This is a genomic window from Nocardia rhamnosiphila NBRC 108938 (assembly GCF_000720425.1).
In the GTDB taxonomy this organism is placed as follows: Bacteria; Actinomycetota; Actinomycetes; order Mycobacteriales; family Mycobacteriaceae; genus Nocardia; species Nocardia rhamnosiphila.
This window is the reverse complement of record NZ_JOAJ01000003.1, coordinates 320,055-341,777: the sequence shown is the minus strand read 5'-3', so window position 1 is coordinate 341,777 and position 21,723 is coordinate 320,055. Positions and strand designations below refer to the sequence as shown.

Here is a 21,723-nt window from a genome sequence, read left to right as displayed (position 1 = left end):
GGCGGGTTCGATCGACAAGGAGATCGTTCCGGTCGATCCGCCGGTACTCGGCGGCGCCGGTGACGCGCCCGCACTCGATCTCGGCGGGCAGCGGTTCAGCTACGCCGAACTCGACCGCGCCGTCGACCGCTGGAGCGACCGGCACGAGCCGGGCCCGGCGGGATACGACGCCTCCGCCCTTCCGGTCGCCGAAGCGCTGATCTGTGTCTGTGCGGCCGCACGGCGCGGTGTCCCGGTCGCCGTGGAGGACCCCGCCGCGCGCCCCGACCGCATCGAATGGCCGGCCTCGGCGTTCCTGCTGGTCGCCACCTCGGGGTCGACCGGCCGGCCCCGGCCGCTGGCCCGCACCGCCGCCTCCTGGTACGACAGTTTTCCGGCCTTCACCGCGCTGACCGGGGTCACGACCACCGACCGGGTCCTGCTCACCGGCCCGCTGCACGCGACGATGCATCTGTTCGGGGCCCTGCACGCGCTGTGGTGCGGGGCCTGCGTCACCGACGACCCGCGGCACGCCGGTGTCGTGCACGCCGTCCCGGCGGTATTGCGCGAGGTCGTGCGTACCGCGCCCGAATTGCGTACCGCCGTCGTCGCGGGTATCGCCGCCGACCCCGGCGCGCTCGCGGCGGCCCGTCATCTGCGCGTCGTCGAGTACTACGGATCCTCCGAGGTATCGCTGGTCGCTGCCCGGCTGGTCCCCGAACCGCTGCGGTTGCTCGACGAGGTGGACGCCGAGATCCGCGACGGGTTGCTCTACGTCCGATCGCCCTACACGGTGCTCGGTGCGCCCGAATGGTTCTGTGTCGGCGATCTGGCCGTACTCGGGGACGACCGGGAACTCACGGTCCGGGGACGCGGTGAGGCGGTGATCAATGTCGGCGGTACCACTGTCGTCGCCGAAGATGTGGAACGGGTGCTGGGCGGTATCGACGGTGTGGTGGCGGCGGCGGTGATCGGTTCGGCGCATGCGGTATTCGGCGAAACCGTCACGGCGGCCGTGCAATTGGACGGCGTCGCCATCGAAGAGGTGCGGCGGCGGGCGCGCGGGCTGCTGAGCCGGGAAGCGGTGCCGCGCCGCTGGGTGCGGGTCGGTGAACTTCCCACCACGACCGCGGGGAAGATCGCCCGCGGCCGGTTGAAAGACTTGCTGGCGTGAGTGTTGTTCCTGTCCTGGTCGCCGCCCGGCGCACCCCGATCGGCACGGCCGGGCACGCGTTCGCCGGGCTGACCGTCACCGATCTGGCCGCCCCGGTCCTGCGGGCGGTCGCCGAGGAGGTGCGCGCGGCCGGGCTGGAGGACGAGATCGACGATGTGGTGCTGGGCAACTGTCTGGGCCCCGGCGGGGATCCGGCCCGGGTCGCGGCACTGCGGGCCGGGCTCGGAACGCAGGTACCCGGCGTCACCGTGGACCGGCAGTGCGGCTCCGGGCTGGACGCGGTGATGCAGGCCGCGCTGCGGGTGCGTAGCGGCGCGGACGGGTTGATTCTCGCCGGTGGCGTCGAATCCGCGAGTACCGCGCCGTGGCGGTTCTGGCCGCCGGAGCCGGAGCGGGAACCGGTGCGCTACACCCGCGCGCCGTTCGCGCCCGAGGGTTTTCCGGACCCGGATATGGGCGTCGCCGCCGACGATCTCGCCCGCCGCCGCGGTATCGGCCGCGAACGGCAGGACGCCTACGCCGCGCGCTCCCATGCCCGCGCCGCCGCCACCGATTTCGGCGCGGAGCTGGTACCGGTCGCGGGGGTGAGCCGGGACCAGCGCATCCGGCCGGGGATGACCGCGCAGCGGCTGGGCCGGCTGCGACCCAGCTTCGGCGCCGACGGCACCGCGACCGCGGGCAACTCCTGCGGGATCTCCGACGGTGCCGCCGTGCTGGCCGTGACGAGCGAGATACGCGCGGCCGGGTTGCCCGCCCTGCGGATCCTCGGGTCGGCGGTGAGCGGCTCGGATCCCGCCCTGCCCGGGCTGGGTCCGGTGCCGGCGATCCGGAAGGTACTGCGGCGCACCGGTCACTCGGTGGCCGAGCTCGGCATCGTGGAGATCACCGAAGCCTTCGCGTCGGTGGTGCTGGCCGTGGCCGACGAACTGGGCCTGGACGAAGCGGTGCTCTGCCCGGAGGGCGGCGCGATCGCCATGGGCCACCCCTGGGGCGCCTCGGGCGCGGTCCTGCTGGTGCGGCTGGCGAGTCAGATGTTACGGCCGGACGGGCCTGCCCTTGGACTGGCGGCCTGTGCCATCGGCGGTGGTCAGGGTATCGCGGTACTCGTGGAGCGGATGCAATGAGCGAAATCGTCTTCGATGCGGTGAGCCACCGCTACGGTGAGCGCCGGGTCCTGCGTGCAGTGGATCTGCGGATCACCGAGCGCCGGGTCGGAATCATCGGCGCCAACGGGTCCGGGAAATCGACCCTGGCCCGGATGATCAACGGCCTGCTGACCCCGACCTCGGGCACCGTCACCGTGGACGGTGTCGACGCCTCGAAGAAAGGTGCCCGGGTCCGTCGCAAGGTGGGATTCGTGTTCACCGATCCCGACTCCCAGATCGTCATGCCGACGGTCGCCGAGGATCTGGCGTTCTCGCTGCGGCGGACGGGCCTGAGCAAACCGGAGATCGCCGGGCGAGTGGCCGAGATACTGGACCGCTTCGGCCTCGCCGCCCACGCCGACCATCCGTCCCATCTGCTCTCCGGCGGACAGAAACAGTTGCTGGCGCTGGGTGCCGTCCTCATCCGGCGCCCGGAGGTGATCGTCGCCGACGAGCCGACCACCCTGCTGGACCTGCGCAACGCCCGCGCCGTCGCCGCGGCGCTCGATTCGGTGGACCAGCAGGTGATCGTGGTGACCCATCAGCTCGGACTGCTGGACAGTTTCGAACGGGTAATCGTCGTCGACGAGGGCGCGGTGGTCTTCGACGGCACCCCCGCCGCGGCCGTCCCCGCCTACCGGGAGCTGATCGAGTGATCGGGCTGTACCTTCCCGGTCACTCGCTCCTGCACCGGATGCCCGCCGGGGTGAAACTGCTGTCGCTTGTCGCGGTCATCGTGGCGGCGACCGTGCTCGTGCGGACTCCCGCGCAGGTGGGGGGCGTCGCGCTCGGCGTCGCCGTGGTGTTCGCGCTCGCCCGGATCCCGTGGCGGGTGGCGCTGGCCCAGCTGCGGCCGGTGGTGTGGATGCTGGTGTTCATCGCGGTGGTCCAGGTCCTGACGACCTCGCCCGCGCGTGCCACGGTGGTGTGCGGGCTGCTGCTGATCTCGGTGGCGCTGGCCGCGCTGGTCACCTTGACGACCCGGGTCACCGATATGTTGGACGCCGTCACCAGGGGGCTCGGCCCGTTGCGCCGTCTCGGCGTCGACCCCGAACGTATCGGCCTGCTGCTGGCGCTGGCGATCCGCTGTGTGCCGCTGCTGGCCGGCATCGTCCGGGAGGTGGCGGACGCCCGGCGCGCGCGGGGACTGCAGTGGTCGGTGACCGCCCTGGCCACGCCGGTGCTGGTCCGGGCGCTGCGCACCGCCGACGCGATGGGCGACGCGCTGGCCGCCCGCGGAGTCGACGATGACTGAACTGCTCGCCGAGCGGATCGCACGGCAGGCCGCCCGGGATCCGGCGGCGACCGCCGTCGTCGCCGCCCGCGAACAGGCCACCTACGGCGAATTCCTGGAGCGGGTCACCCGTACCGCCGCCGGTCTGGGCGGCACGCATCGGGTGGCGGTACTGCCCACGTCCGATATCGGCTCACTGGTCACCGTGGCGGCGGCGATGTACGCCGGGGTCGGTGTGGTGCTGCTGCACCGCCATCTGCTGCCGCGGCAGCTGGACCGGGTCCTGACGCTGTCCCGTCCCGCGCAGGTGTGCGCCGCCCCCGGCCATCATCGGCTGCTGCGCCGGCTGGGCTGGACGGGCACGATCCGCACCGCGGCGGAACTGGAATCGGACGGGCCGTGCGGGCGCGCGGGTCCCGGAAGCGAACTACTGGTGGGGATCACCTCCGGCACCACCGGTGAACCCAAACTGTTCGTCCGGGATCAGCGATCGTGGGCGGCGACCCTGGACCGCTCCGACGCGACCTTCGATATCGGCAGAGGAGACCGGGTCTCGACGCCGGGCGTACTCGATCACACGCATTTCCTCTACGGCGCGCTGCACGCGCTGACCCGGGGCGCGACGGTCGATCTGCGGCCCGTCACCGTGGCGCTGGCCGATGACCCCACCCACCTGTACTCGGTCCCCGCCATCGCCTGGGATGTGGTGCGTTCGGGCGCGGGGCCGGTCGGCAGTGTGCGTGAGGTGCTCTCCTCGGCGGCGCGCTGGCCGCGGCCGGGCCGGGCGGCCCTGCGGGAGGTACTGCCGAATGCCGCGCTCACTCATTTCTACGGGGCCTCGGAACTGAGTTTCGTCTCGTTCGATCGCGGTCTCGGCGATACCGACGACAGTGCGGCGGGGGAGCTGTTCGACGGGGTCGAGGCGGAGATCCGTGACGGTCTGGTCCATGTACGCAGCGATATGGTCTTCACCGGGTATCTGACCGAGGACGGCGTGGTGGACGGCCCGGTCGATGGCTGGTTCTCGGTCGGTGACCGAGGAGCGTTGGCGGGCAACAGGTTACGGCTCTTCGGTCGCGACGGCGAAATGCTCATCCGGGGCGGATTGAATGTGGAGCCGGCGGCGGTCGAGGCCGCGCTGACCGCGATCCCCGGGGTCACCGAGGCCGCCTGCGTCGGACTCGCCGACCCGCGCTGGGGACAGGTGCCGGTGGCCGCCGTTGTCGTCACGGGCGACGCGCCCGGACCCGAGGAGATCCGGCGGCGGCTGCGAGCGGTGCTGCCGGCCCCGAGTATGCCGGATCGAGTGCGGGTGGTGGACCGGCTGCCGCGGACGCCGCGGGGCAAAGTGGATCGCGCCGCGCTGACCGCCCTGTTCGGCTGACACCGCGCCGGCCGGCGCGCGACGGCGGCCCGCCGCGCTGGGTGCGGCGCCCACCCAGGAACGCAGAACCGCCGTGCGCCAGGTAATCTCGCGTCCCTGACGTTGCCGGGACTTCGGTCGAGTCGCACCGGGCGTCGAGTAGCCATCGCCGTGACTGGAGAACTCTGTGAATTCCGCACGTCCCACCGCGCTCCCGGGGATCCCGGCCGCCCTCGGCTCACCCCAGAACAGCGCCGGGCCTCGTGTCCCCCTGTACTCCGACGAGATCGCCACCACGCCGCAGCGTGCCTATCAGGACATGCGGCGGCGGTACGGCTCGCTGGTACCGGTCGAACTGGCGCCCGGGGTCCCGGCGACCCTGGTCATCGGCTACCACACCGCGTTGCGGATCCTGAACGATCCCGAGCACTTCCCCGCGGATTCCCGGATCTGGCAGCAGGACGTCCCCCGGGACTGCCCGGTGCGGTCGATGCTGGAGTGGCGTCCGGCCGCCATCCGCAGCACCGGCTCCGAGCATGCGCGCTACCGCCGGGCGACGGTCGCCGGGATCGACGGCGTGGATCTCTTCGCGATGCACAGCACCGTCGAACAGATCGCGATCCCGCTGATCGACAGCTTCTGCGGCACCGGATCCGCCGAACTCATCGGTCAGTACGCGTTTCCGCTGACCTTCGCGGTGGTGAACAGCATGCTGGGATGCCCGGCCGAGATCGGCCAGCGGGCCGCGGCCGGGATGGCCGCGATGTTCGAGGGTGTCGACGCGGACGCCGGCAATACGATGTTCGCCCGGGCCATGGCGGATCTGGTCGGGTTGAAGCGGGCCGCACCGGGTGACGACGTGGTCACCCGGCTGCTGGCGGATCCGGCCGGCCTGGACGACGCGGAGATGTTGCACCAGGTCCTGAGCTTCTACGGTGCGGGGATCGAACCGCTGCAGAACCTGATCGTCAACACCCTGCGGCTGATGCTCACCGACGAACGTTTCGCGGGCGGCATCCTGGGCGGCAGCCTGTCCACCCGGGACGCGCTGGACGAGGTGCTGTTCACCGATCCGCCGCTGTCCAATTATTCGGTCTCGTTCCCCCGGCAGCCGATCCTCATCGACGGGGTGTGGCTGCCGGCGCATCAACCGGTGGTGATCAGTATGGCCGGCTGCAACAGCGATCCCGCGATCGATACCGGCGCCTACACCGACAACCGCTCGCATCTGTCGTGGAGTATCGGACCGCACGCCTGCCCGGCGAAATCGGTGGCCTACCTGGTGGCCCAGGACGCCATCGATCAGTTGCTGGACGCGCTGCCGGAGATCCGGCTCGGTGTATCTGCCGACGACCTGACCTGGCGCCCGGGGCCGTTCCACCGGTCACTCACCGCGCTGCCGGTCGCGTTCCCCGCGTCCGCGCCGCTGCGGCCCGCGACCGTGTAGGACCGCGGCACCGGAGCTCGCCCTGCCGGGCCGGTGTCACGCCGATCCGGTGTTCGGCGGCCGTCGCCACAGGGGGGAACGCGCTGCCCGGCGCACCGATTATCGTGCAGATCGCAGAGTTTCGATGTGTGAAGGGTCCGGGTGGTCGAGGTGTCGGTTCGGGAAAAGGGCAGGGCGGTAGGGCTCACCACGCGGATCGCGGGGTACTACCTGCGGGATGTGATCCGCAGGACGGCGCCCACCGAACTCGCCGAGGTACCCGCCGCGCCCGAGTTGCTGACCGAACAGTGGCTCACCGCCGCGTTGTGCGCGCAGCATCCGCACGCTCGGGTGGAGTCGTTCACGCTCACCGAGGGCAGTAACGGCACCTCGTCGCGACGGGGACTCACCGTCCGGTACAACGAGGCCGGGGTGGCGGCCGGTCTGCCGACCGAGCTGTTCACGAAATCCACTGCGGCACTGACGATGCGGGTGGTATGCGGGCTGTGCCAACTGCTGGGGAACGAGTCCGGTTTCTATCGCCACATCCGGCCCGAACTCGAGCTGGAGGCGCCCTGGGCGTATCACGCCGCCTTCGATCCGCGGTCCTTCCGCTCGTTGTTCGTGCTCGAGGATGTCGTCGCCACCAAGGGCGCCACCTTCGGCAACCCGCTCACCCGGGTGCTGGACAAGGCGATGGCCGAGGACATGGTGGGGCAGCTGGCGATCTATCACGGCGCGTACTGGGACAGCCCGCGGCTGCGCAGTGATTTCGGCTGGTTGCTCACCGGTGCGCAGTGGCACACCACCATGAACAATATGATCAATACCGGCCGGATGTTCCGCACCGGGCTCGTGCGCGGCGCCGAGGTGATCCCGCCGGAACTGCGTGACCGGCAGGACGAGCTGTGGCCCGGCCTCTTCCGCGCCATGGCGCTGCACGAGCGCGCCCCGCAGACCCTGCTGCACGCCGATGTGCACGCGGGCAACTGGTACGTCACCGGTGACGGCCGGATGGGCCTCTACGACTGGCAGTGCACCCTGCGCGGGAACTGGGCCGCCGATTTCGCGTACGCGATCATGTCCGCGCTGACCGTGGAACAACGCCGGGAATGGGAGCGCGACCTACTGGAGTACTACCTCGACCGGTTGCGGGCCGCGGGTGGCGCGGCGCTTGCGTTCGACGCCGCGTGGTTGCAGTACCGGCAGCAGACCTTCCAGGGCGTTTTCGCCTGGGTCGGCACCCTCGGGCAGGGCCGGATGCAGCCCGATATGCAGCCCCGCGATATCAGCCTCGCCAACTTCGAGCGGATCCTGCAGGCAGTCGCGGATCTGGAGTCGCTGGACAGCCTGGCGGAGTAGCCCGCGAGCGCGGCCGGCCCGGCTCAGGCCCGGGGCCGGTCATCGGCGGGCCGGCCGGGGAGGGGATGTCATCGTAGTCGCTGTCGGCGGTGGTGCGCAGGTGGGCGAACTCGGCGGTCGAGCGGCGCACCTCCCGGGTGCCGCGCAGACCGCCCACCACGCGGTAGGAGATCTCCGCGCGCGAAACCCCTTCCGGTAGGCCGGAAGTGAGCCGGATACGTTTGGGATCGTCCGCATCTGGTGTGTACTCGATACCCCGGTCCGACACGCCGATGAGAATACCGCCGCGCTGCCCCGGGTGGCGGTGTTCCGCCGGTCGTCCCGGCTGCTACCGGGTCGGCGGTGGTGCGCTCCGGCCGCACCACCGTGGTCCTGCGGTCCGTTGTGGCCGGGGCGCGGTGAATATTGCGTTTTCGCTGTTCAGAGCTCAGCTTTGTTCGATAGAGTCATGTCGATTCATTGATGGGATGCGCGTGTCGCCGGCTCGGTCACCCGATGGTGCTTCCGCGGCGCCGGACATCACCGCCTCTCAATGACACGTATCGTTTGGGTAGCGATTGTCATTTTCGTCTCGAAACCTCTATTGCTGAGCTTGGGTAGTTCTTTACTATGTGTGGAGCTGGACTGTGGCATCCCATATCGATGGGACGCCACGGGCATGATTGTGACGGCGCATCGGAAGGGTTCGCCCGATCGCTGTTCGCCGATCTTCGATCAGCTGTCCTGCATGGGTTTTCAACAGTATTCTGGTAGTCGAGTCTGCTGGTTCGATGTGGTTCCGAGGGCGGGATCGCCGCGGTTCGGCCTGTGTGGTGGCACCGCCGCGAACACGAGGTCCAGTTCTTAAGCTTTGCTAAGGCTTTACCAATACCATAGCGACGGTTTGAAACTCGGCTCGTTGCCGTGCCGAGGACCTGCTTCACCGCGAGATGCCGGTTCGCGGTCTGTGCCCGACTGGACATGTTGATCGTCAACCGACCTCGGCTCGTGCCGAGTCGGCGAAGGAGACCAATGGCAACCAAGATCCCGAATGCCCATGCGTCACCGCCTGGACCGGGCTCGTCCGTAGCCACGGCCGGGTCCGGATCCCGCTTACGCTCGCTGGTCCCGGCCTCGATCCTGCGCCATGATGTTCCGGCCTCGATCGTGGTCTTCCTCGTCGCGCTACCGCTGTCCATCGGTATCGCGATCGCCTCCGGCGCCCCGGTGGCCGCCGGTCTCATCGCCGCCGTCGTCGGCGGTGTCGTGGGCGGTGTGCTCGGCGGCTCCGCCCTGCAGGTGAGCGGCCCGGCGGCCGGCCTCACCGTTGTCGTCGCCGAGTCGATTCATCAATTCGGCTGGCGCGTAACCTGTTTCATCGTCGCGGCGGCAGGTGTGTTGCAGATCCTGTTCGGCTTGAGCCGGGTCGCCCGGGCGGCGCTCGCGGTGGCGCCGGTGGTGGTGCACGCCATGCTCGCGGGGATCGGCATCACCATCGCGCTCCAGCAGGTTCATGTACTGCTCGGTGGTGAATCCGGCAGCGCCGCATGGGAGAACATCACCGGCCTGGCGGGCCGGCTCGCCTCCGCGAACGGCCCCGCCGCGCTGCTCGGCGTGGCCGTGATCGTCATCATGCTGGGCTGGAATCGCCTGCCCGCCCGGGTCAAGGTGGTGCCCGGGGCACTGGTGGCCATCGTGGTGGCCACCGGGCTTTCCGTGGTGTTGTCGCTGGATGTGAAGCGGGTCGCGCTCGACGGCTCACTGTTCGACGCGATCATGTTGCCCGAACTGCCGCACGGTGATTGGGCCGCCGTTGTCATGATGATCTTCACCGTAGCGCTGATCACCAGTGTGCAGAGTCTGCTGTCGGCCGTCGCGGTCGACAAGATGCACACCGGGCCGCGGACGGACCTGGATCGCGAGATGATCGGCCTGGGATCGGCGAACGTCCTGACCGGGTTGCTCGGCGGTTTGCCCGTCGCGGGCGTTATCGTGCGCAGTTCCACCAATGTGGCCGCGGGCGCCCGCAGCCGGGCCTCGGCGATCCTGCACGGTGTGTGGGTGCTGGTGTTCTCGGTGGCCCTGGTGTCGCTGGTGGAGCAGATTCCGCTCGCCGCGCTGGCCGGCCTGCTGATCGTCATCGGGATGCAGCTGGTCAAACTGGCGCATATCCGGCTCGCGCACCGCACCGGCGATCTCCTCGTCTACATCGCCACGCTGGTGACGGTGATCTTCCTGAACCTGCTCGAAGGGGTGCTGATCGGTTTGGCGCTGGCCTTCGCGCTGCTGGTCTGGCGGATCGTGCGGGTCGCGGTGACGGCGGAACAGATCGGCGGCACCGATCGCTGGCTCGTGCGGATCGACGGCTCCTGTACTTTCCTTTCCCTGCCGAAACTGTCCACCACCTTCGCCGAGGTCCCGCCGGGGGTCGCGGTGACGGTGGAACTCACCGTGGACTTCCTCGATCATGCCGCCCACGACGCCATCACCGATTGGGCGCGGCAGCACGAGAGCAACGGTGGCACCGTCGATTTCGTGGAGATCGGTACCTCGCGGATGGCGAACGCGCACGATGCTCCGCCGTCGCGGGGGATGGGCCGGGTCGCGCTCGCCGATGTCCTCGGGCCGTGGCGGTTGCATCGCAACGGTTCGTCGAAGGGGCAGGGCGCCAATGGTGATCCGCTGGCCAGCGGTATCGCCGCCTACCATCGCAGCCGTGCGCATCTGGTGCGGTCGCATCTGGACGAGCTGCGTGACGGGCAGGATCCGGAATCCTTCTTCCTGACCTGTTCGGATTCCCGGATCGTACCCAATGTGATCACCCACAGTGGGCCGGGTGATCTGTTCACGGTGCGCAATGTGGGCAATCTGGTGCCCGAGCACGACGCCTCGGTGGAGGCGGCGCTGGTCTTCGCACTCGAGAAACTCAGTGTTCGTACGGTGGTGGTCTGCGGCCATTCGTGCTGCGGGGCCATGGGCGCCCTGTACTCGGGTGAGTCGGCGGGTCCGGGTATCGACCGGTGGCTCGAGTACGGCCGGCCGAGCCTGGAGCGTTATCGAGCCGGACACGTGGTGGGCGCCGCGGCGGAGTCGGCCGGTTTCGGTCCGGTCGAGCAGCTGAGCATGGTGAACATCGCGGTCCAGCTGGAGAACCTGCGGCGGCATCCATCGGTCCGCCGAGCGATCGAGGAGCGTGGACTCACCGTCTCCGGTCTGTTCTTCGATATCGCCAGTGCTCGGCTGATCGAGGTGGGTGTGGACGGGATTGCTTCCATCGAGGACTCGGACGGGTTACTGGCCCAATTGCAGTGTGAACCGGCGTCGATGGGGACGGTGTGAGCATGGCTGCGGCCATCCGTTCCGGTGCTCCCGACCGAGTCATGATCCCCTGCGGGACAAGTGGTTCCGGCAGTGACGTCGGTCATAACGGGATCGGGCCGATATGGTCGCGCGCATTATCGCCAGCGGTGGGGGTGCCTTCTCAGGCTTTGATAAGTCATTACCCTTACCATGGCAACGGTTTACAACTCGGCCCGTTGGTGTGCCGAGTACCCACTTCACCGCGAGTTGCCGGTTCGCGGTCTGTGTCCGAGCGGACACGATGATCGTCAACCGACCTGGCCCGTGCCGAGTCGGCGAAGGAGAACGATGGGCACCCAGAGCACGAATTCCCCAGAATCAGTTCCTGGTTCGGGCCCGGACGGGCGCGAGCCCGCCGGGTCCGGGCGCATACCCACCCCGTCCTGGCTGACCTCGATCCTGCGCCATGATGTCCCGGCCTCGATCGTGGTCTTTCTCGTCGCGCTACCGCTGTCCATCGGTATCGCGATCGCCTCCGGCGCCCCGGTGGCCGCCGGGCTCATCGCCGCGGTGATCGGTGGTGTGGTCGCCGGCGCCCTCGGCGGCTCCGCTCTGCAGGTGAGCGGCCCGGCCGCGGGCCTCACGGTGATCGTCGCCGAATCGATCAACCAGTTCGGTTGGCGCGTAACCTGTTTCATCGTCGCGGCGGCAGGTGTGTTGCAGATCCTGTTCGGCTTGAGCCGGATCGCCCGGGCGGCATTGGCGGTTGCGCCGGTGGTGGTGCACGCCATGCTCGCCGGAATCGGCATCACTATCGCACTGCAACAGTTGCACGTACTGCTCGGTGGTGAATCCAACAGCACCGCGTGGACCAACATCACCGATTTGCCCGCGCAGCTGGCAGCGCTGCACGGGCCGGCCGTCTTCCTCGGCGCGGTCGTCATCGTCATCATGCTCGGCTGGAAGTACCTCCCGGAACGGGTCCGGGTCGTCCCCGGCGCCCTGGCCGCGATCGTGGTGGCCACCGTGCTGTCGCTGATGTTCTCGCTCGACGTCAAGCGGGTCACCATCGACGGTTCGCTGTTCGACGCGATCGGGCTGCCCGAACTGCCCCGCAGCGACTGGGCCGGGGTTGTGATGATGATCCTGACCTTCGCGCTCATCGCCAGTGTGGAGAGCCTGCTGTCGGCCGTCGCGATCGACAAGATGCACACCGGGCCGCGGGCCGATTTCGACCGTGAGATGCTCGGCCAGGGTTCGGCGAACGTACTGTCCGGCCTGCTCGGCGGCCTGCCCGTCACCGGTGTCATCGTCCGCAGTTCCACCAACGTCGCGGCCGGTGCCCGCAGCCGCGCCTCGGCCGTACTGCACGGTGTCTGGCTGCTGATCTTCTCCGTGGCCCTTGCCTCGCTGGTGGAGCAGATCCCGCTCGCCGCCCTGGCCGGCCTGCTCATCGTCATCGGCGTACAGCTGGTCAAACTGGCGCATATCCGGCTCGCCCACCGCACCGGCGACCTCCTCGTCTACGTCGCCACCCTGGTGTCGGTGGTCTTCCTGAACCTGCTGGAAGGCGTGCTCATCGGCTTGGCGCTGGCCTTCGCGCTCCTGCTCTGGCGGGTCGTCCGGGTCACCATCACCGCCGAACCGCTCGGCGGCACCGATCGCTGGCTCATCCAGGTCGACGGATCGTGCACGTTCCTGTCGCTGCCCAAACTGTCGTCCACCTTCGCGAAGGTCCCGCCGGGCATCCCGGTGACCGTGGAGATGACGGTCGACTTCCTCGACCACGCCGCCTACGACGCGATCACCGATTGGGCGCGGCAGCACGAGAGCAACGGCGGCACTGTCGATTTCGTGGAGATCGGTGCCGCGCGGATGGCGAACGTGGAGGTGGCCCCACCCTCGCGCAGTATGAGCCGGGTGGCCCTCGACGGTGTGCTCGGGCCCTGGCAGGTGGATCGCAACGGTTCGTCCAACGGTGCGGGTGACAATGGTGATCCGCTGGTCAGCGGTATCGCGGCCTACCACCGTAGCCACGCGCATCTGGTGCGGCCGCATCTGGACGAGCTGCGTGACGGGCAGGATCCGGATTCCTTCTTCCTGACCTGCTCGGATTCCCGGATCGTGCCCAATGTGATCACCAACAGCGGGCCGGGTGATCTGTTCACCGTGCGCAATGTGGGCAATCTGGTGCCCGAGCACGGTGACGCGTCGGTGGAGGCGGCGCTGGTCTTCGCGCTGGAGAAGCTGAACGTCCGATCCGTGGTGGTCTGCGGTCACTCCTCCTGTGGGGCCATGGGTGCGCTGCACTCCGGCGAACCCGCGGGTCCGGGCATCGACCGCTGGCTCGAATACGGCCGGCCGAGCCTGGAGAGCTACCGGGCCGGGCATGTGGTCGGCCGCGCCGCCGAGGCCGCCGGTTTCGGTCCGGTGGAGCAGTTGAGCATGGTCAATATCGCGGTGCAGCTGGAGAACCTGCGGCGGCATCCGTCGGTCCGCCGGGCCGCCGACGAACGCGGAGTCACCGTCTCCGGTCTGTTCTTCGATATCGCCAGCGCACGGGTCATCGAAGTGCGCCCCGACGGCATCGCCCCCATCGAGGACAACGACGAGTTACTGGCGCAGTTACAACGGGAACCGGCGCAGTCCGCCCGGTGACGCGCCGGAACGTGGCCCGTCCGGGTGTCCCGGGCGGGTCACGTCCGCGCTCTCGTCCCACGGCGCCTCGTAGGCTGGTACCCGTGGAAAGTCGTTCCGATTCCGTCGCGGATCGCCCCGCGGCCGAGGCCGGTGTGCCCGGGGAGGCCACCGAACCCGAGTCCGGGCACCGGTCCGGTCCCGCGTTCTGGCGCGCCTACCGGGACCGGATCGCGCGACGCCCTACGCTCGAGCTCGTCTACCGGGTCGGGGTGGCGGTCGTCGGCACCGCGGTGTTCGTCGTCGGGGTGATCACCATCCCGTTCCCCGGCCCGGGCTGGGCACTGGTGTTCGCCGGTATCGGCATCCTGGCCACCGAATTCGCGGTGGCGCGGCGGGCGCTGGTGTGGTTGCGGGACAAGTACCGGCGCGGGATGGCCTGGTATATCTCCCGCGGGCCGGTCATGCAGGTGATCGCCTTCCTGGCGACGTGTGCGCTGGTCGTGGCGACCCTGTGGGTACTGGGGACGTTCGGATTGGTCGGTGACTGGATCGGAGTCGATTGGCAGTGGTTGCGCAGCCCCCTGATGTCGTGACGCCGGTGAGCGGCCGGATGCTCACCGACGAATCGTGGCTGGCGGCTCGAATAGCGGATCTCGGCGCGTCCTGGCGTACCGATTCGATGCGGGTGAGCGCGACGCTGTGGTGGTGTATGACGGCCTCGGCGCTGGTCGAACAGGTGGTGCGGGCGCTGGCGCAGCGGCGTCCGATTCCGGCACCCACCCTGGACCGGCTCCTGCTGACCCTGCGGGCCGACGGGACGGTCGAACGGGTAGAGATCGACGCGGCCGGGTGGCACGTGGCCGGCGCGGACTCCGGGATCGAGACCACCGAGGCCGATATCGCGGTGGCCTTGCGGGAGACCCTCACCATGGTGATCGACCGCCTCACCGCGGTGTCAGGGGTCCGGGGACCGGCGCTGTGGGCGGTGGTCACGGATGTGGTGGGGAGCTGGGCCGTCGACGCCGGGCAACCCCCGATCGGCCGGCGGCTGGCCGAGGCGGTCGGCACGGCACTGCCCGAACCCCGTTTCGTCGAAGTCGCCGGGCGCATCTTCGTCCGACGTGCCTCCTGCTGCCTGGTGTACGAGGCGCCGGGCTGCGAGAAATGTGTCAGCTGCCCCAAGCGCCGCCCCCACGAGCGTGAAGCGCTGCTCGCGGACTACGCGCGGCGGGGGTGAGGAGCCGGTCCCGGCACCGGCCGGGCGTTCGCGCGGGCACGGTGAGCGACCTGGCCCGGTCCATCGACACGCGTTCCCGGCTGTGCCGATAGCATGGTCGCGGCCGGGCTGTGCCCGGTCACCGACAGACGGATCGAGCCGTCACCGAACCGGAACGAGCCGGAATGACGCGGGCGATCCGTTGCCCGAACGAGCCGAACCGTAATCGGCCACACAGATACCCGAGGAGAGCGCCACCGTGACCACCACAGCCCCCCGCAGCCCAGCCACCCTCGTCCGGGTGCCTGCCGGGACGACGGCGGGTGCCGCGGTGCGTGAGGCGGGCCTGCCGGCCAAGGGCCCCGATACCGTGGTCGTCGTCCGCGACGCCGCGGGACAATTGCGCGACCTCTCCTGGGCGCCGGAACTCGACACCGAGGTCACCCCGGTCGCCGCGGACACCGAGGACGGCCGCAGCGTGATCCGCCATTCGGCCGCCCATGTGCTGGCCCAGGCGGTGCAGCAGGAGTTCCCCGAGGCCGTGCTGGGTATCGGCCCACCGATCAAGGACGGCTTCTACTACGACTTCCGGGTCGAGCGCCCGTTCACCCCCGAGGATCTGGCCAGGCTGGAGTCTCGGATGAAGAAGATCGTCAAGGGCGCGCAGCGGTTCTCCCGCCGCGTGGTCGAGGTGGACCAGGCGCGGATCGAACTCGCGAAGGAACCGTTCAAACTCGAACTGATCGGCGACAAATCCGGGATCGACGATCCGGAGGTCATGGAGGTCGGCGGGAACGAGCTGACCATCTACGACAATCTCGACCCGCGGACCGGTGAGCGGGTGTGGGGCGATCTGTGCCGCGGTCCGCACATACCCACCACCAAGTTCATCCCGGCCTTCAAACTGACCCGCAGTTCGGCCGCGTACTGGCGCGGTGACCAGAACCGGGAAGGCCTGCAGCGCATCTACGGCACCGCCTGGGAATCGGCCGAGGCGCAGGACGAGTATCTGCACATGCTCGCCGAGGCCGAGAAGCGCGACCATCGCAAACTGGGCCTGGAACTCGACCTGTTCTCCTTCCCGGACGAACTGGGTTCGGGTCTGCCGGTGTTCCACCCCAAGGGCGGCATCATCCGCAAGGAGATGGAGGACTACTCGCGTCAGCAGCATGTGGCGGCGGGCTACGAGTTCGTCAACACCCCGCACATCACCAAGGCGCATCTGTTCGAGACCTCCAAGCACCTCGAGTGGTACGCCGACGGGATGTACCCGCCCATGCACCTGGACGCCGAACTCAACGAGGACGGCACCGTGCGCAAGCCGGGGCAGGACTACTACCTCAAGCCGATGAACTGCCCGATGCACAACCTGATCTACCGGTCCCGGGGCCGGTCGTACCGGGAGCTGCCGCTGCGGCTGTTCGAATTCGGTTCGGTGTACCGGTACGAGAAGTCCGGGGTCGTGCACGGCCTGACCCGGGCCCGCGGTTTCACCCAGGACGACGCGCATCTGTACTGCACCCAGGAGCAGGTGGTCGAGGAACTGACCGGCACCCTGCGGTTCGTGCTCGACCTGCTGAAGGCCTACGGTCTGGACGATTTCTACCTGGAACTGTCCACCAAGGACCCGGACAAGTACGTCGGCTCGGACGAACTGTGGGACGAGGCCACCGAGACCCTGCGCCAGGTGGGGGAGGCGTCCGGCCTGGAACTGGTGCCCGATCCCGGGGGCGCCGCCTTCTACGGTCCGAAGATCTCGGTGCAGACCCGCGACGCGCTCGGCCGCAACTGGCAGATGTCGACCATCCAGCTGGATTTCTTCGAACCGGACCTGTTCGAGCTCGAGTACACCGCCTCCGACGGCACCAAGAAGCGGCCGGTGATGATCCACCGGGCCCTGTTCGGCTCGATCGAACGTTTCTTCGGCGTCCTCACCGAGCATTACGCGGGTGCGTTCCCGGCCTGGCTGGCGCCGGTACAGGTCGTCGGCATCCCGGTGGCCGATACCTTCGTCCCGCACCTGGACGCGGTGGTGACGCGGCTGCGCGCGGCCGGGGTCCGGGCCGAGGTCGATCGCGGTGACGACCGGATGCAGAAGAAGATCTTCAACCACACCGCGCAGAAAGTGCCGTTCATGCTGCTGGCCGGCGCGCGGGATGTGGAGGCCGGCGCGGTGAGCTTCCGGTTCCGGGACGGCACCCAGGTCAACGGGGTGCCGGTGGACGATGCGGTGCGAGTGGTCGCGGAGTGGATCCGCCGCCGCGACAATTCCTCGCCCACCGCGGATACGGTTCGCGCCCTGGTGGACAGCGAAGGCGGTGCGCCCGAGTGACACCGGGTCCGTCCGGGCGGGGAAAGGGTATGGAGCATGAGTGAGCGCACGGCGCCGGACGAGCTGACCGAGGAGTCGGGCGCGACCCCGGAGCGGTCCGGCGAGATCGTGGATCGCGGAGCGGGCGAACCGGACCGGTTGCAGCGGCTGTGGACGCCGTACCGGATGTCCTATATCGCGGAGGCCGCCACCACGGCCCCCAAGGGCGCGACCGGGCATCCGTTCACCGATATCCCCACCATGTCCGACGAGGACGGTCTGGTCATCGCCCGCGGCGAGCAGGTGTACGCGGTGCTGAACCTGTACCCCTACAACCCGGGGCACATGATGGTGGTGCCCTATCGCCGGGTCGCGAACCTCGAGGATCTCACCGCCGCCGAATCCACCGAACTGATGGAGTTCACGCAGCGGGCCATCCGGACGATGAAGAAGGTGTCCCGGCCGCACGGCTTCAATGTCGGACTCAACCTGGGCGGTGTCGCGGGCGGCTCGCTCGCCGACCACCTGCACCAGCACATTGTTCCGCGCTGGGGTGGTGACGCGAACTTCATCACCGTGATCGGGGGCGCGAAGGTGATGCCGCAGCTGCTGCGCGAGACCCGGGCGCTGCTCGCGTCGGCCTGGGAGGAAGCGTAGATGAGCGACGCCGTGCTGCGGTCGCGCGCCGGATCCGGGCGGGTGCGGGTGACCCGCCGGGCAGAGCAGGAGGGGTAGGTGCTGAGCATCTTCGGCCGGGCGACCTTCGCCAAGGCCACCGCGCCGCTGGGCAGGGCACTGGTCGGCACCGGCCTGACCCCCGACGCGGTCACCCTCATCGGCACCGCCGCCTCGATCGCCGCCGCGGTCACGCTGTTCCCCACCGGGCATTTGTTCTGGGGAACCATGCTCATCTGGCTGTTCGTCATGTTCGACATGCTCGACGGCGCGATGGCCCGGGCCCGGGGCGGTGGGACCCGCTACGGGGCGGTGCTCGACGCGACCTGCGACCGCGTCGCCGACGGCGCCATCTTCGGTTCGTTGGCCTGGTGGGCGGTCTACCACGAACAGAGCAGGCCGCTGTTCGTGGCCACGCTGGTCGTCCTGGTGACCTCGCAGGTCATCTCCTACGCCAAGGCCCGGGCCGAGGCCAGCGGACTGTCCGCCGACGGGGGCCTGATCGAACGCCCGGACCGGCTGGTGATCGTGCTGGTGGGGGCCGGGCTCACCGGGATCGGCGGGTACTGGGGGATCGGATGGCTCGCCTGGGCCGTACACGTGGCGATGTGGGTCCTGGCCGTCCTCAGCATCGTGACGGTGGGCCAGCGGGTGCTGGCGGTACGCAACTCGCCCGGGGCCCGCGAGATCCTGGGTAGCACGAACGACAAGGGAACGGAGCGGCCGTCGTGAGCGGGTGGCGGGCGAACGCGAGCGATCGCGGATACGCCGCGGGCTGGCGGCTGGTGCGCGCCCTCCCGGATCGGGCGGCGCGCACACTGTTCGACCGGGGTGCGGATTTCGCGGCCCGTAAGGGCGGACCGGTCCAGTTGCGCCGCAATCTGGCCCGGGTGGTCGGGATGCCCGCGGAAGCCGTATCCGACGAACTCGTCCGGGCGAGTATGCGTTCCTACGCCCGCTACTGGCGGGAGGCGTTCCGGTTACCGACGATGGATCACGCCGAACTGGTGCGGTCGGGCCGAATCGTGGTGACCGGCCTGGAACACCTGGACGCCGCGCTGGCCCGCGGTCGCGGCGTGGTGTTCGTCCTGCCCCATTCGGGTAACTGGGATATGGCCGGTACCTGGCTGGTCCAGAACTACGGGACATTCACCACCGTCGCGGAACGGCTGAAACCGGAATCGCTGTTCGAACGGTTCGTCGCCTACCGGGAGAGTCTCGGCTTCGAGGTGTTCCCGCTGACCGGCGGCGAACAGCCGCCGTTCACCACGCTCGCGCAGCGGTTGCGCGACAACAAGATCGTCTGCCTGATGGGGGAGCGCGACCTCACCGGTCGTGGTGTCCCGGTCACCTTCTTCGGTGAACGGACGTGGATGCCCGCCGGAGCGGCCGCGCTGGCCGTGGAAACCGGTGCCGCGCTCATGCCGGTACACGTCTCGTTCACCGTGGACGACCGCGGCCGTGAGGGCTGGGTGGTCCGTACCCGGGAACCCCTGGACGTCACGGACGGTGTCGCGGCCGCGACGCAGGCCCTGGCGGATTGTTTCGCCGCCGGTATCGCCGAGCATCCGGCCGACTGGCATATGTTGCAGCCGCTGTGGGAAACGGATCTGTCCGAGGCCCGGCTGGACCGTATCCACGCCGAACAGGCACGGCGCGAGACGTATTCGATCGAAGCCGGTGGAGACCGCGCCCCATGAGAATCGGCATGGTCTGTCCCTACTCGTTCGACGTACCGGGCGGCGTGCAGGCGCATGTGGTGGAGCTCGCGCAGGTCTTCCTGGAACGCGGTCACAAAGTGAGTGTGCTGGCGCCCGCCTCCGAGACGACCGAGCTTCCCGATTTCGTCGTCTCGGCCGGGCGCGCGGTGGCGATCCCGTACAACGGCTCGGTGGCCCGGCTCTCCTTCGGGCCGACCGCCTACACCCGGATCCGCCGGTGGATCGAGAGCAACGAGTTCGATGTCCTGCACATCCACGAACCCAACGCGCCCAGTCTGTCCATGCTGGCCCTGAAGATCGCCGAGGGACCGATTGTGGCCACCTTCCACACCTCCACCACGAAATCCCTGATACTGGCGACATTTCAGGGTGTGCTGCGGCCCTATCACGAGAAGATCAGTGGCCGGATCGCGGTATCGGAACTGGCCCGCCGCTGGCAGGTGGAGGCACTCGGTTCCGACGCGGTGGAGATCCCGAACGGGGTCGATGTGCAGGCGTTCGCCCGCGCCCCGCGGCTGCCCGGCTATCCGCGACCGGGCGGCACCGTCCTGTTCCTCGGACGATACGACGAGCCGCGTAAGGGGATGCAGGTCCTGCTGGGGGCGCTGCCGGCCCTCGTCGCGCGGCATCCCGAGGTAGAGGTCCTGGTCGTCGGTCGCGGTGACGAGGAACGCCTGCGCCGGGAGGCCGGTCCGCTCGCCCGGCACCTGCGTTTCCTCGGCCAGGTCTCGGACGCGGAGAAGGCCTCGGCCATGCGCAGCGCCGATGTCTACGTGGCACCGAATCTGGGTGGGGAGAGTTTCGGGATCATCCTCATCGAGGCCATGGCCGCCGGGACCGCCGTGGTGGCCAGTGAATTGGACGCTTTCCGGCGGGTACTGCGCGACGGCGCCGCCGGGTTGCTGGTGCCGATCGGTGACGCAACGGCTCTGGCCGATGCCCTGGACACGGTGCTCACCGACGAGGCCCGGCGCGGCGATCTGGTGCGTACGGCGACCCAGGTGGTCGGCACCTATGACTGGCCGGTGGTGGCCGAACAGATCCTGCGGGTCTACGAAACCGTGGTGGTCGGCGATCTGCGGGTGCGGGTGGCCGGATGATCACCTTCTCCGCGACCACGGTTCTCGTTCTCGCGTTCGCCGCCGCCCTCGTGGTCGCACTCGGGGTGTGGGCCTATTCCACCGCCAACCGGCTCGACCGCTTGCATGTGCGCACCGATCTGGCCTGGCACGCGCTGGAGGCGGCGCTGGCCCGCCGGGCCGTGGTGGCCCGGGCGGTGGCGACCTCGCTGTCCGGCGCGCACGCCGCCCCGGAGCCCGATACGGCCGAGTCCGCCCGGCGGCTCACCGCCCTGGCCGACCGCGCCGAGCGCACCGGCCGCGAAGACCGGGAAACCGTGGAGAACCAGCTGGCGGCCGCCCTGTCGGCCGTCGATATCGCCGAGCTACCGACCCAGCAGGTAGCCGAATTGGCCGATGCCGAAGCCCGGGTGCTCATCGCCCGCCGCTTCCACAACGACGCCGTGCGCGACACCTTGGCCCTGCGCACCCGCCGCCCGGTGCGCTGGCTGCACCTCGGCGGTACGGCCCCCATGCCGACCTATTTCGAGATCGCCGAGCGGGCCACTCCCGCGGCCTCCACCGGACTGGAGGTCGACACCACGCGGGTCTCGGCGCGGGTGGCCCTGCTCGACGAACAGGATCGGATCCTGCTCATGCGCGGCCACGATCCGCTGGCCCCGGAGGTGTCCTTCTGGTTCACCGTCGGCGGCGGGGTGGAACCGGGGGAGAGTTTGCGCGAAGCCGCGGTGCGCGAGGTGTACGAGGAAACCGGGCTCACCGCCGATCCGGCCGCGCTGCGCGGCCCGATCTGGCGGCGGGTGGCGGTCTTCCCCTTCAACGGCGATCTGATCCGGTCCGAGGAACTGTTCTTCGCGCTACGGGTACCGCGATTCGAACCCGCGGCGACGGATCTGACCTATGTCGAGCAACGCTCCATCACCGGTAACCGGTGGTGCGGCCCGGACGAGATCAGGGCCCAGGTCGCCGCAGGTGAGATGGTGTATCCGTACCAGTTGGACGAACTGCTCGCGGAAGCCTCGGCCGCGGCCGACGCCGCGGGCGATCCGGAGGTCCGCTCCATCCGGTGAATGTGACCGGGCTCACCGGCGTGATAGGGTCGCAGACGGTTTGACACGC

General features: G+C 69.3%; 17 protein-coding genes. All 17 read left to right on the top strand.

The window, feature by feature from the left end:
• Positions 1–22 precede the first annotated feature (22 nt).
• Positions 23–1,153: a class I adenylate-forming enzyme family protein gene (locus IG75_RS0113375; RefSeq protein ID WP_030521574.1), complete on the top strand. Its 1,131-nt coding sequence runs from the start codon at positions 23–25 to the stop codon at positions 1,151–1,153.
• Positions 1,150–2,277: a thiolase family protein gene (locus IG75_RS0113370; RefSeq protein ID WP_030521573.1), complete on the top strand. Its 1,128-nt coding sequence runs from the start codon at positions 1,150–1,152 to the stop codon at positions 2,275–2,277. Before IG75_RS0113375 ends, IG75_RS0113370 begins: the two co-directional genes overlap by 4 nt.
• Complete coding sequence (locus tag IG75_RS0113365) at positions 2,274–2,954, top strand: energy-coupling factor ABC transporter ATP-binding protein (RefSeq protein ID WP_030521572.1); 681 nt, start codon at positions 2,274–2,276, stop codon at positions 2,952–2,954. The genes IG75_RS0113370 and IG75_RS0113365 overlap by 4 nt, the downstream gene beginning before the upstream one ends.
• Positions 2,951–3,553, top strand: a complete 603-nt coding sequence (locus tag IG75_RS0113360; protein WP_030521571.1) for an energy-coupling factor transporter transmembrane component T family protein — start codon at positions 2,951–2,953, stop codon at positions 3,551–3,553. Before IG75_RS0113365 ends, IG75_RS0113360 begins: the two co-directional genes overlap by 4 nt.
• A complete protein-coding gene (locus tag IG75_RS0113355) occupies positions 3,546–4,916 on the top strand; it encodes an AMP-binding protein (protein WP_030521570.1) in 1,371 nt (456 codons plus the stop codon). The genes IG75_RS0113360 and IG75_RS0113355 overlap by 8 nt, the downstream gene beginning before the upstream one ends.
• Before the next feature lie 166 nt (positions 4,917–5,082).
• Positions 5,083–6,342: a cytochrome P450 gene (locus IG75_RS0113350; protein WP_036513717.1), complete on the top strand. Its 1,260-nt coding sequence runs from the start codon at positions 5,083–5,085 to the stop codon at positions 6,340–6,342.
• Positions 6,343–6,492: 150 nt separating this feature from the next.
• Positions 6,493–7,683, top strand: a complete 1,191-nt coding sequence (locus IG75_RS0113345) for an aminoglycoside phosphotransferase family protein (protein WP_030521568.1) — start codon at positions 6,493–6,495, stop codon at positions 7,681–7,683.
• Positions 7,684–8,694: 1,011 nt separating this feature from the next.
• Positions 8,695–11,001, top strand: coding sequence for a SulP family inorganic anion transporter (locus IG75_RS0113340; RefSeq protein WP_030521567.1), 2,307 nt, complete (start codon positions 8,695–8,697; stop codon positions 10,999–11,001).
• 309 nt (positions 11,002–11,310) lie between these two features.
• Positions 11,311–13,620, top strand: a complete 2,310-nt coding sequence (locus tag IG75_RS0113335; RefSeq protein WP_030521566.1) for a SulP family inorganic anion transporter — start codon at positions 11,311–11,313, stop codon at positions 13,618–13,620.
• 134 nt (positions 13,621–13,754) lie between these two features.
• Positions 13,755–14,195, top strand: coding sequence for a TIGR02611 family protein (locus IG75_RS0113330; RefSeq protein ID WP_030521565.1), 441 nt, complete (start codon positions 13,755–13,757; stop codon positions 14,193–14,195).
• Positions 14,168–14,839, top strand: coding sequence for a (2Fe-2S)-binding protein (locus IG75_RS0113325; protein ID WP_245713186.1), 672 nt, complete (start codon positions 14,168–14,170; stop codon positions 14,837–14,839). Before IG75_RS0113330 ends, IG75_RS0113325 begins: the two co-directional genes overlap by 28 nt.
• A 238-nt stretch (positions 14,840–15,077) precedes the next feature.
• Complete coding sequence (thrS, locus tag IG75_RS0113320) at positions 15,078–17,150, top strand: threonine--tRNA ligase (protein ID WP_030521563.1); 2,073 nt, start codon at positions 15,078–15,080, stop codon at positions 17,148–17,150.
• A 36-nt stretch (positions 17,151–17,186) separates the two neighbouring features.
• Positions 17,187–17,786, top strand: a complete 600-nt coding sequence (locus IG75_RS0113315; protein WP_081876846.1) for an ATP adenylyltransferase — start codon at positions 17,187–17,189, stop codon at positions 17,784–17,786.
• Positions 17,787–17,864: 78 nt separating this feature from the next.
• A complete protein-coding gene (pgsA, locus tag IG75_RS0113310; RefSeq protein ID WP_030521561.1) occupies positions 17,865–18,536 on the top strand; it encodes a phosphatidylinositol phosphate synthase in 672 nt (223 codons plus the stop codon).
• A complete protein-coding gene (locus IG75_RS0113305) occupies positions 18,533–19,504 on the top strand; it encodes a phosphatidylinositol mannoside acyltransferase (protein WP_030521560.1) in 972 nt (323 codons plus the stop codon). Before pgsA ends, IG75_RS0113305 begins: the two co-directional genes overlap by 4 nt.
• Entirely contained in the window at positions 19,501–20,625 is a 1,125-nt protein-coding gene (locus IG75_RS0113300) for a glycosyltransferase family 4 protein (RefSeq protein ID WP_030521559.1), read from the top strand. Before IG75_RS0113305 ends, IG75_RS0113300 begins: the two co-directional genes overlap by 4 nt.
• Positions 20,625–21,674 (top strand): NUDIX hydrolase, encoded by a 1,050-nt coding sequence (locus IG75_RS0113295; protein ID WP_030521558.1) that lies wholly within the window; start codon positions 20,625–20,627, stop codon positions 21,672–21,674. The genes IG75_RS0113300 and IG75_RS0113295 overlap by 1 nt, the downstream gene beginning before the upstream one ends.
• The last annotated feature ends 49 nt before the right edge of the window (positions 21,675–21,723 follow it).